At 73.2% G+C, this 10,772-nt stretch carries 9 protein-coding genes; 7 read left to right on the top strand and 2 right to left on the bottom strand.

The features are described from left to right. The first annotated feature begins 44 nt into the window (after nt 1-44). The 3 genes from ACIP63_RS08190 (at nt 45) to ACIP63_RS08180 (ending at nt 3,656) form a co-directional block, all read left to right on the top strand. A complete protein-coding gene (locus ACIP63_RS08190; RefSeq protein ID WP_401512561.1) occupies nt 45-701 on the top strand; it encodes a LuxR C-terminal-related transcriptional regulator in 657 nt (218 codons plus the stop codon). Nucleotides 702-864: 163 nt separating this feature from the next. Beyond that, nucleotides 865-1,545: a DUF4255 domain-containing protein gene (locus ACIP63_RS08185; protein ID WP_401512559.1), complete on the top strand. Its 681-nt coding sequence runs from the start codon at nt 865-867 to the stop codon at nt 1,543-1,545. Next, nucleotides 1,542-3,656 carry an AAA family ATPase gene (locus tag ACIP63_RS08180; RefSeq protein ID WP_401512558.1) on the top strand — a complete coding sequence of 705 codons (2,115 nt, stop codon included), beginning with the start codon at nt 1,542-1,544 and terminating at the stop codon, nt 3,654-3,656. The genes ACIP63_RS08185 and ACIP63_RS08180 overlap by 4 nt, the downstream gene beginning before the upstream one ends. A gap of 39 nt (nt 3,657-3,695) precedes the next feature. Here the strand turns inward: ACIP63_RS08180 and ACIP63_RS08175 are convergent, their stop codons facing one another. Next, a complete protein-coding gene (locus ACIP63_RS08175) occupies nt 3,696-5,087 on the bottom strand; it encodes a hydrolase (protein ID WP_401512556.1) in 1,392 nt (463 codons plus the stop codon). A 98-nt stretch (nt 5,088-5,185) separates the two neighbouring features. Then, the gene (locus tag ACIP63_RS08170) at nt 5,186-6,586 is read right to left on the bottom strand and encodes a DUF4157 domain-containing protein (RefSeq protein WP_401512555.1); all 1,401 of its coding nucleotides are present in this window, start codon (nt 6,584-6,586) and stop codon (nt 5,186-5,188) included. A 241-nt stretch (nt 6,587-6,827) separates the two neighbouring features. Here ACIP63_RS08170 and ACIP63_RS08165 point away from each other — a divergent pair, with 241 nt between their 5' ends. The 4 genes from ACIP63_RS08165 to ACIP63_RS08150 all read left to right on the top strand — a co-directional run bounded on the left by ACIP63_RS08165 (nt 6,828) and on the right by ACIP63_RS08150 (nt 9,587). Beyond that, nucleotides 6,828-8,414, top strand: coding sequence for a phage tail sheath subtilisin-like domain-containing protein (locus ACIP63_RS08165; protein WP_401512553.1), 1,587 nt, complete (start codon nt 6,828-6,830; stop codon nt 8,412-8,414). A 65-nt stretch (nt 8,415-8,479) separates the two neighbouring features. Beyond that, nucleotides 8,480-8,923 (top strand): phage tail protein, encoded by a 444-nt coding sequence (locus tag ACIP63_RS08160; RefSeq protein WP_104787890.1) that lies wholly within the window; start codon nt 8,480-8,482, stop codon nt 8,921-8,923. Then, the gene (locus ACIP63_RS08155; protein WP_401512551.1) at nt 8,923-9,432 is read left to right on the top strand and encodes a hypothetical protein; all 510 of its coding nucleotides are present in this window, start codon (nt 8,923-8,925) and stop codon (nt 9,430-9,432) included. The genes ACIP63_RS08160 and ACIP63_RS08155 overlap by 1 nt, the downstream gene beginning before the upstream one ends. Beyond that, nucleotides 9,429-9,587: a DUF6760 family protein gene (locus ACIP63_RS08150; RefSeq protein WP_393757426.1), complete on the top strand. Its 159-nt coding sequence runs from the start codon at nt 9,429-9,431 to the stop codon at nt 9,585-9,587. The genes ACIP63_RS08155 and ACIP63_RS08150 overlap by 4 nt, the downstream gene beginning before the upstream one ends. Nucleotides 9,588-10,772 lie beyond the last annotated feature (1,185 nt).

Raw genomic sequence — 10,772 nt, 5'->3', positions numbered from 1 at the left:
CGCCGACGGCGCACGCCGGCGGATCCGTGAACAGAGGAAATCGGTTGCTCAGCTCACCCCGGACCACCTCGGACACCGCCCTGGGAAGCCGGGTGCCCGTGTCCGTGACCGCCCCCGACCCGATCAGCCGCGAAGGTGCCGTCAGCCAGCTGCGCCGGCACCCGGAGGTCGAACTGCGCGAGGAGTCCCGCCCCGGCACGGTGGCCCTGCTGATCGAGGACGCCCTCGACGAGACGGCCCTCACCCGGCTGCGCCGGGTCGTGCGCAGCGAGGGTGCGCGTGCCGTGCTCGTCGTGGACACGATCCGCGAGAACGAACTCCTGGACGTCATCGAGTGCGGCGTCGGGGCCATCGTGTGGCGGCGCGAGGCCACCGCCCACCGGCTGGTGCAGGCGGTGCTGGCCGCAGCCCGCGGCGAGGGCGACCTGCCCGCGGACCTGCTCGGCCGGCTCATCAACCAGGTGGGGACCCTGCACCGGGGCGGCTCCGGACGCCAGGGCAGCCCGTCCCTGGGCCTGACCCCCCGTGAGGTGGATGTGCTGCGGCTCGTCGCCGAGGGCCTCGACACCGGTGAGATCGCCGGAAAGTTGTCCTATTCCGAACGCACCGTCAAGAACGTGATGCACGGGCTCACCACCCGCCTCCATCTGCGTAACCGCGCGCACGCCGTCGCCCATGCCCTCCGGGAGGGCTACATCTGACCGTTGGGGCAACCCCGGGCGGGCCGCCGGGCAGGACCGCTGTCCGTCGGCCGTCCCCGGCGTGCCTGGGGCCCCGGCGGCACACAGGGCACGATCGGTGGCATACGGCGCCGAGCGGCGCCGGACGTACGGCAGGCACCACGGCAGGGCAGGAGCGGCAAGAGTGATCCACGAGGTGGACGAGGTCCTCAAACGCCTGCTCAGCGGCGGCGCGTTGGCGGGTTCCGGCATCGAGGTGTCCTTCGAGGCGCCCACCCGTGACTGGGCGGCCCGGCGCAATGCCCCCGTGGTCAACACCTACTTGTACGACATCCGCGAGGACGTGACCCGGCGGCAGCGCGGCCACACCTCGGTGCGCGACGAACGGAACATCGTGGTGCGCCGCAGCCAGCCGCCGCGCTGGTTCCGGCTGTCGTACCTGGTGACGGCGTGGACGAAGACCCCCCAGGACGAACACCGGCTGCTCTCCGCCGTGCTGGCGACGCTGCTGCCCCGGGAGCTGCTGGCCCCCGAGGAGCTCCCCGGCTCGCTGGGGCGGCTCGGCCTGACGGTTCCGCTGACGGTGGCCGGCCTCCAGGCGGAGTCGCGCTCCTTCGCCGAGATCTGGTCCGCGCTGGGCGGTGAGCTCAAGCCCTCCCTGGACCTGGTGGTCACCGCGCCCTTCCCGGCCTTCCCCGAATACGACGCCGGGCCCCCGGTCACCGAGGGCGCGACGATCCGCGTACGCGACCTAGAGGGCGACGCCTCCGGGACCCCGGGGCGCTCCCACCGGCCCCATCAGGTGGCGGCGGCCCGCGCCGCCCACGAGGAGGAGGCGGCGGCCCGCCGCGCGAAGAAGCGATGAACGCCCCGCTCCCGCCCGCCGAGGCGCTGTACGGCGACACCCCGGACACCCCGCCCCGCGATCCCTCCCACCCGCTGCTCGCCCGGCTGGCCGGACTCCGGCAGGCGGTGACCACGCTGGTCGAGCAGCGTTCCGCCACCGACCCGACGGCGGGCGACCCACTGCGCGGCCTGTACCTCTCCGACGAGGCCGTGCTCCACCTGCTGAACACCTGGCCGGTCACGGACCCGGACGGCTCCCTCCCGCCGGAGACGCGGACCGGTCTGCCGGGCGACACCGACGACCGGCTGGCCCTGACGGCCGCCCGGCTGCGCCTGACCGAGTGGGACGCGGCCGTCCTGCTCATCGCGCTGGCCCCGGACCTCGACCGCACCTTCGAGCCGCTCTACGGCTACCTCAACGACGACGTGAGCCGTCGCCGCGCCACGGTGGGCCTCGCCCTCGAACTGTGCGGGCTGCCCGCCCACCTGCCGGACGGCCGCGCGCGCTTCCATCCGACGGCGCCGCTGCTCGCCCTCGGGCTGCTGGAGGTCGAGGAGCCCGAACGCCCCTTCCTCTCCCGCTCGTTGCGTGTGCCGGACCGGGTGGCCGCACACCTGCTGGGTGACGACACCCCGGACGCCGCGCTGCTCGGCCGGCTCCAGCCCATGCCGGACCCGCTGCCCGCCGCCGAGCAGGACGAGTCCTTCGGCCGGCAGCTGGCGGCCCGGCTGCACGACGGTCCGCTCGCCGTCTACCTGCGGGAACACCGGGAGGGTGACGGCTTGGCCGCCCTCGCGTCCGCCCTGCGCGCGGCGGGCGTCGACGCGCTCCGCTACTCGGGCCCCTCGGACCCTTCAGGCCCCGCCGATCCTTCGGGTGCCGCCGGTGTCACCCCCGGCGGCGCCTCTGCCGGCGTGGACGACGGCGTGCACGCGCTGCTGCGCGAGGCGCGCCTCAGCGGCCGGGCGATCGTGGTGTCCGGCCTGCCCGGCCGGCCGGGCCCGCTGGTCGAAGCGCTGACCCGGGCCACGGACGTGACCGTGCTGCTGGCCGACCCACGCCCGTACGACCCGCACTGGTCCCCGGACGACCCGCTCGTGCTGGAGGCGCCCCGGCGCCCGGCCGGCGGTGCCGCCGTCTGGCAGGCCGCCCTGGGCCCCGACGCCGGCCATCTCGACCTGACCACCACCGTGGCGCCGTACCACCTCGGCGGTGAGCGCATCGGGCGTGCGGCCCGTGCCGCCCTGGCCCTGGCCGCCTTCGACGGGACACCGCTCACCTCGGGCCACATCCGGCTCGCCGCGCGGCAGCAGTCGGCTTCGGGCCTCGAACAGCACGCCCGCCGGATCCGGCCCGCCGTGGGCTGGGAGGACCTCGTCCTCCCGGCCGAACCCCTCACGCAGCTGCGCGAACTCGCCCTGCGCGCCCGTCACCGCGACCGGGTCCTCGGCGACTGGCGGCTCAGCGCGGGCGGGGGGCGCGGCCGTGGTGTCGTCGGCATGTTCGCGGGCGAGTCCGGCACCGGGAAGACCCTGGCGGCGGAGGTGGTCTCGGCCGATCTGGGCCTCGACCTCTACGTGGTCCAGCTGTCCTCGATCGTGGACAAGTACATCGGCGAGACCGAGAAGAACCTCGAACGGATCTTCACCGAGGCCGACAGCACGGACGCCGTCCTCCTCTTCGACGAGGCCGACGCCGTCTTCGGGAAGCGCTCGGAGGTCAAGGACTCCCACGACCGGTACGCCAACATGGAGAGCTCCTACCTCCTCCAGCGGCTGGAGTCCTTCGACGGCATCGCCCTGCTCACCACCAACCTGCGGTCCAACATCGACGAGGCGTTCACCCGCCGGCTGGACCTGGTGGTCGACTTCCCGTTCCCCGACCCCGGCCAGCGGCTGGCGCTGTGGCACCACGGCCTGGCGCACGTCCCGTCGGCCGAGGGCATCGACGCCGCGCCCCTGGCCCGGGACTTCGAGCTGGCCGGCGGGTCGATCCGCAGCGCGGTGGTCACCGCCGCCTACCTCGCCGCCGGGCGGGACGAGCCGGTCGGTGCGGACGACCTGCTGGAGGGCGCCCGCCGCGAGTACCGCAAGGCGGGCCGGCTGGTGCCGGGCGAGGCGAACTGGTGAGTCCGCCCCGGCCGCTCCGGCCGGCCCGGGCCGTCCGCGTCACACGGTGAACCTGACGGCTTCGAGCTGGAGCTTCAGCTTCATGTCGCTCCCGCCGTAGATCCAGTCCGCGGGCTTGGTGCAGAAGCGGCCGCCCCACCCCTTGCCGCCCACACTGGTCCTCTGGCAGACGGTGCCTTCGAGTACCCCGATGGTGAACCCCTGCAGGGCGGAGTACGACTCCTTGGTGCTGCCGAGGTACATGTCCTTGCCGGTGCTCTGCTGCTGCCACTTGTCGCCCTTCCGCCAGCCCTCGACCACGTAGGCGGACGCGCCCCGGACACCACCGGTCTTGGACACCGCGATGTTGAGGGCCTTGATGGGCAGCCCCTTGCCGACCATCCCGGCGTCGGCGCCGTCGCACACCGGCTCCTGCCAGCCGTGGTCGGCGACGTAGGCGCGGTAGCAGATGTGACGGCCCCCGCTGAGCGCGGCGATCTCGTGCACCGCGACGGCCGCGGTCCGCTCCGGGGGCTTCTTCGTCTCCGAACCGCCGCCGCCCCCGCCGTCGCCGTCGCCTTCGGGGCTCTTGGTCTCGGTCTCGGGGGTCTTCTCCGGCTCCGGCGTGGGCGGCGCGGACGTGGGCGCGGCGCTCTCCTTGGGCGGCGGGATGGCGCTGACGGTCTCCGAGCTCTTCTCCGTCGCCATGCTCCGCACCTGGGGCTTGTACGCCAGCCAGATCACCACGAACGCGATGGTCAGCGTCAGGAGCAGACCGAGCACGGTGGCCAGCCAGCCCGGCAGGAACCCCCGCTGGACGTACGTACCGTCCACGTCCACGCTCTTGGCACCGGAGCGCCGCAGGGCCAGCGCGTAGGGCTGCTCCTCCTTCGACCCGAACCAGATGATCTGCCGCGGCTTCAGCGTCGTCCTGACGAACGCGGCCCGGCCCGGCTCGATCTGCACGTTGCTCGGCTGGATGTCGTACGACAGCCGGTCACCGGAGTCACTGCCGCTGAGCGAGCCGGTGACCTTGGTGTTGCCCAGGTTGTCGACCGCGAGCCGGGGCCGGCCGCGGAAGCGGCCCTTGACGACCGGCGGCACCAGCTCGGCCCGCACCTCCGTGAAGGGAGTGATGGTGAGGTTGCCCTCCGGGACGGTCACCGCCTCGGGATGCTCGGTCGGCGTGATCCGTACGGCGTACGGATTCGGCCCGGCGGTGGCGTCCGGCGTACGCGGCGGAGCGAACGTCAACTCCACGGAGCCGGTGGTGCCGGGGTACAGGCGGAGCGTCTGCGGCTCCACGGTGGTCCAGGGGGCGAGGCCGCCGATCGGTTCGAAGCGGTATTCGTCCACCACGTCGCCGGTGTTGCGGACCCGGAGCCGCACGGTGGTGCTGCTGCCGGGGTCGACGGTGGTGGAGAGGGGTTCGAGAGAAGTCCACAGGCTCACCTCGCGAGGCTATGGGGGCCCATGACGTCGCGTCAGGAAGCTGAGGGGCACGGCCGCTGCCCCGGGAGCCCCGGTGGCCGTGCCCCCTCGGTGCGGACTCAGGTGGTGTCCATGGGGGACGGGGACCTGCGGCCCTGTCCCGCCCCGCCGCCCTGCCCCGCCGAGGCGCGACGGAGCCAGTCGCTGCGCCCGGTGGACTCCACGACCCGGCCGTTCCGGTCGACCTTCTCGACACGGGTGATGTAGTTCGGGCGGATGCCCTTCCAGAAGATCACCTCCTGCTGCTGGGCGAAGGACACGGTCCCCAGGGAGTCCACGATGTCCATGCCGCCGGGAGGGTTGAGCACGTAGCGGTACGCCGTCCCGTCGGGCTGCCGCGCCCAGTCGGGCACGTAGTCGCCGGGCGAGCGGGTCGCGCTCACGAAGCCCGTCTTCTGGAGGGTCTTCTGGTAAGCCCTCAGGCTCTTCGGCACCTTGTCGTTCCACGGCTGGAAACCCTGGGCCAGGATCGTCTCGGGCGGCCGGGAGTCGAACCGGTACAGCTCGGCGTCGTCGGTGCGGTACCTCAGCGGCGGGGCGTCGCGGCCCGCCTTGTCCTGCCGGATCGTCTTCACCCTGTTGGGGTTGATCCCGTGGGTGCTCTTGCCGAATCCGGCCGCGGGCTGCGCGTCGGACGTGGTCTGCCGGGGAAAGCGGCTCCGTTCGGCGTCGTAGTCGGCCTGCGACCACTCCCCCCAGTCGGATCCGGAGTCGTGGTCGACCGATTCGGCGTCCGAGTACATGGGGGCGTGGTCCATCGCGTCGACCCGCTGCACCGAGTGACCGGCCGCCGTCTCCGGCTCCGCGCTCCGCTGGGCGTCCACGCCCTCCGGGCTGCGCTGCACCGGCGCGGACGATCCCGGCAGGGAGAGGTCCGGGGCGCCCCCCTGGGCCAGCCTCCGGCCGTTGGCGGCGGACTGCTTCTCGAAGGGGTCGTCCTGGTGCGAGACCTTGGCCCCCGCACCGTTGTCCGTCCCCGCCACCGGGCCCATCGTCTGCTGGCGGACGTGGTCCAGCTCGTGGAAGATCGTCTCGTCGTCCAGGTGCGGCTTCTGGCTGACGATGTCCGAACCCGTGGTGTAGGCGAGGGCGTTGAACTCCATCGCCGAACGCTGCGCGACCGGACCGGTGTGCAGCCGGACGTGGTCGAAGCTCATCCCGTACGCCTGCTGCGCCTTGTCGAGGATGCGGGGCTCCGGCCGGCTGCCCGGCGAGGAGATCGCCTCCTGCACCGACACCCTCCGCTGGACGGCCGACTGCTCTCCGGACGGCGCCGCCTCACCGTGGCCGCACCCGGGCCCGTGCGCGTGCCGTTCCTCCTCCAGGGCGCGCGACACGGCCGCGTTGCCCGCCGTGCGCTGGAGGGCCAGCATCCGGCCGGCCTGCGTGCTCGGCGCGGCGGCACGGCGAGGTCTGCTCCGGTCCCCGGGCTGCGGGGCCGGTGTTTCGTGTGCGCGCACGACGCTCCCTTCGGAACCGGACAGCTGACCCCCCAGCTCTACCCGCCCGCCCCCGCCACGGCCAGGTCCCCGAGGGCAGCCTTGCGGGCAACGTCGTCACCCACAGGGTGTCGCATCGCACAGAAGTGCCCTTGTGGGCAAGAGAGGTGCCCCCGATCGGGCCCCGCAGGACGTTTCGGGAGACGCGCTTCGCGCGTGAAGGTGAAAGCCGTCTTGTCTCGTACCCCGAGGAGAGCAGAGCATGCCGTCCTACCTGTCGCCCGGCGTATACGTCGAGGAGGTGGCCAGCGGCTCGCGCCCGATCGAGGGTGTGGGCACGTCGGTTGCGGCCTTTGTCGGCCTCGCGTCGACCGGGCCCCTGAACCAACCCACCCTGGTGACCAACTGGACGCAGTACGTCGCAGCGTTCGGTGACTTCACCGACGGGTACTACCTGGCGCACTCCGTCTACGGCTTCTTCAACAACGGCGGCAGCGCCGCCTACGTCGTGCGGGTCGGCGGTTCCGCCGAGGGCGCGTCCGACGCCGCCCCCGCCGCCGTGACCGGCTCCAGGACCCCGGCCGCGCTGCCGACGGGTGAGCCGCAGCAGCTCGGCACCTTCACGGTCACGGCGCTCGCCCCCGGGCAGAGCGGCCCGCTGACCGTCGAGGTCGCCGACCCCGAGGGCGAGGGCCCGGCCGAGCGCTTCAAGCTGGTCGTCAAGGACGGCGAGAAGACCGCCGAGACCTTCGACGTGACCGCCAAGAAGAGCGGCCGCAACTACGTCGTCACGCAGGTCAAGGAGCGCTCCAAGCTCATCACCGTGCAGGAGGCCGCGCCCGCCGCGCAGCTGGCACGGCCCGAGAACCAGACCGTGGCGCTCGCGGCACCGGCTGCCGCCGCCGCCCCGGCCGTCCCCGCGGCGGACACCTCCGCCCACCCGGGGCCGGCCCAGTACCTCGGTGACTCCGCCGACCGCACCGGCTTCGGCGGTCTGGAAGCCGTGGACGAGATCTCCATGGTCGCCGTCCCCGACCTGATGTCCGCCTACCAGCGCGGAGCGATCGACCTGGAGGCCGTCAAGGCGGTCCAGCTCGGTCTGATCGCGCACTGCGAGCTGATGGGCGACCGCGTCGCGGTCATCGACCCGCCGCCGGGCCTGAACGCCCGCGAGATCAGGGTCTGGCGCCAGGAGACCGCCGGCTACGACTCCAAGTTCGCGGCCCTGTACTACCCCTGGATCAAGGTCTTCGACCCGGCGTCCGGCCAGTCGCGCCTGGTCCCGCCGAGCGGTCACGTCTCCGGCATCTGGGCCCGCAACGACTTCGAGCGCGGCGTGCACAAGGCGCCCGCCAACGAGGTCGTACGCGGCGCGGTCGACCTGGAGATCCAGATCACCCGCGGTGAGCAGGACCTGCTCAACCCCATCGGCGTCAACTGCATCCGCGCCTTCCCCGGCCGCGGTGTCCGCGTCTGGGGCGCCCGCACCATGTCCTCGGACCCGGCCTGGCGCTACCTGAACGTGCGCAGGTACTTCAACTACCTGGAGGAGTCGATCCTGATCGGCACCCAGTGGGTGGTGTTCGAGCCGAACGACACGAACCTGTGGGCCCGCATCCGGCGCAACGTGTCCGCGTTCCTGGTCAACGAGTGGCGCAGCGGCGCCCTCTTCGGCTCGCGTCCCGAGGAGGCCTTCTACGTCAAGTGCGACGAGGAGACCAACCCCCCGGAGTCGGTCGACGTCGGTCGCGTGATCTGCGAGATCGGCATCTCCCCGGTCAAGCCCGCCGAGTTCGTGATCTTCCGGCTGGCCCAGTTCTCCAGCGGCAACGGCGAGCTGGAGGAGTAGGTCACCGGCCCGCACCCCAGCCCTCGTAAGCGATCGACAAGAATTCTTGGCAGGACGGGAAACAGATGAGCATCGGCCCGGGTGACGCGTTCACCTCACATAACTTCGGCCTCCAGATCGACGGCGTGATGGTCGAGTACCTCGCGGAGGTCAACGGCCTCACCATCGAGCAGGACGTCATCAAGCACCTTTCCAACTCCGCGCAGGGCAAGCCTGAGGTCAGCCTCATGCCGGGCACGCAGAAGGACGGGCAGTGCACGGTGGTCCGGGGTATGACCCCGTCGGCATCGTTCACGACGTGGATCAACGACTCGATCGCCGGTCAGATGTCCACGGCGCGCAAGAACGCCTCCATCATCGTGATGGACTACCAGAACAACCCGACGAAGCGTTACAACATGCGCAACGCCTGGTGCAGCAAGATCGACGCCAGCGCCCTGAAGGCCGGTGAGGCCTCGGCGCTGACGGAGACCGTGACCATCGTCTTCGAAGAACTGGTCATCGAGTAATGCGGCGTTCTACGGCCAGGGCCGGCGCGGGCCCGATCACGGACGTACCGGCGCCCGAGGCCGTGGCGGGGCCGGAGCAGACAGCTGCTCCGGCCCCGGCCCCCGCACCGGCTCCGGCTCCGGCTCCCGTGCCGCAGCGCCTCCAGACGGAGTTCCCCTTCGAACTGCCGCGCGGCTTCGTCGACGACGCGGGCACCGTGCACAAGGACGGCGTGATGCGCCTGTCCACCGCCCGGGACGAGCTGATCCCGCTGCGGGACGTCCGTGTCCAGGAGAACCCCGCGTACCTGTCGGTGGTGCTGCTCGGCCGGGTCATCACCCGGCTCGGCACGCTGTCGATGGTGCACGACGGGACGGTGGAGAACATGTTCGCCTCCGACCTCGCGTTCCTCCAGGACTTCTACCGGCAGATCAACGCCGAGGGCCACACCCGGGCGGCGGTGGAGTGCCCGCACTGTTCCGAGCCCTTCGAGGTGGAACTCGGCGGGAGCCGCCTGGGGGAATCGTGACGTACGCGACCGACCGGCTGCATGAGGAGATCGCGTACGTCGCCTATCACTTCCACTGGAGCCTCGACGCGATCCTGGACCTGGAACACCACGACCGCAGGCTGTACGCGGACCAGATCGCGTCCTTCGTGACGCGCGCCGGGGCGGAGGGCTGAGACGTGGGGTTCCTGGACCGGATGCGGGGCCGTGAGGCCCGCGCAGACGCACAACACACCGCACCCGCCGGGGCCGGGCCTGCCGCACCCGCCGGGCCTGCCGACCCGGCGCCGGCGCCCGGCTCCGGGTCCGGGTCGGTGCCGACGGCCGTCGCGTCCTGGTCCGGCCTGCCGCCGATCCAGCGGGCCATGGGCTCCGGGCGGTCGGTGGTCGCGGACGCCGGGTTCGGCAGGCGGCTGCCGACGTGGCAGAACCCGTCGTTCACCGGGGCGCCGTCGCTCGGCGTCGTGAACACGGCGCCGGACAGCCTCCTCTCGGGCGCGCCGGCCCGCTCGGCCCACCCGGTGGCGGGGCTCGAAGGGCGCTCGGGCGTACTGCCGTTGGCGACAGGCGCGGCCGAGCCGGTGGTGCAGCGTGCGCCGGCGGTACCGCTACGGGCGCTGCCTTCGGCGCGGCCGGCACCTGCCTCCGGGCCGGCGCCCGCACCGGCGCCCGCGTCCCGGAGGCCCGGGGGTTCCGCGCGCGCGGCCGGGCGTCCTGCGGCTGCGCAGCCTGCTGCTCCGCCGGCCTCCTCGGCACCCGCGCCGACGGCTGCCGTTCCGGCCGTGCAGACGCGGTCCCTGGGCAGCCCTTCCGCGTCAACTCCCGCTCCCCCGCCGGTGTCTCCGGCGGCGGCGGCGCCTCCGCCTGCCGGCGACCGGGGCGCGGCTGTCGCCGCACCGGCCGCAGCGGGGAGCACGGCCCGTGCGGACGCGGCCCCCGCGCCGGGCGGGCGGGCAGCCGCTGCCGAGGCATCGGCGCCTTCCGGCGCCTCCCCCGCACCCGTACGGGCGGTCCGGAGCCCGGGGCCCAGGAGCGCCCCCGCCCCGGCGCCCGGTGTCCGCGTGGCGCCGGTACCGCCCGCCCCGTCGCGGACCCGGCCCCTGACAAAGGCCCCGGCCGTGCAGCGGCGGGTCCTGCCGGCCACGCGGCGAGAGCCCTCGGCCCCGGGGAGCACGCAGCGTGCGCCCGGAGCCGCGACATCAACCGAAGGTGACCGAGGGGGAGTCGGCGCGACCGGCTCCCCCCGCGCCACGCCCTCGCCCGCGCCCTCTCCTTCACCCGCGCCTTCTCCTTCACCCGCGCCTTCTCCTTCACCCGCCCCCTCTCCTTCGCCCTCGCCCTCGCCGCAGGGCGCCGCCGGG

It is taken from the genome of Streptomyces sp. NPDC088746 (genome assembly GCF_044751065.1).
Taxonomy (GTDB): domain Bacteria; phylum Actinomycetota; class Actinomycetes; order Streptomycetales; family Streptomycetaceae; genus Streptomyces.
The sequence above is the reverse complement of the archived record's forward strand: the minus strand, read 5'-3'. Positions and strand labels throughout refer to the sequence as shown.

Bases quoted from the DNA above. Each gene is read 5' to 3' on its own strand.
- ACIP63_RS08165 (WP_401512553.1), top strand. From the start codon at position 6,828: ATGCCGTCCTACCTGTCGCCCGGCGTATACGTCGAGGAGGTGGCCAGC.
- ACIP63_RS08160 (WP_104787890.1), top strand. From the start codon at position 8,480: ATGAGCATCGGCCCGGGTGACGCGTTCACCTCACATAACTTCGGCCTC.
- ACIP63_RS08180 (WP_401512558.1), top strand. From the start codon at position 1,542: ATGAACGCCCCGCTCCCGCCCGCCGAGGCGCTGTACGGCGACACCCCG.
- ACIP63_RS08155 (WP_401512551.1), top strand. From the start codon at position 8,923: ATGCGGCGTTCTACGGCCAGGGCCGGCGCGGGCCCGATCACGGACGTA.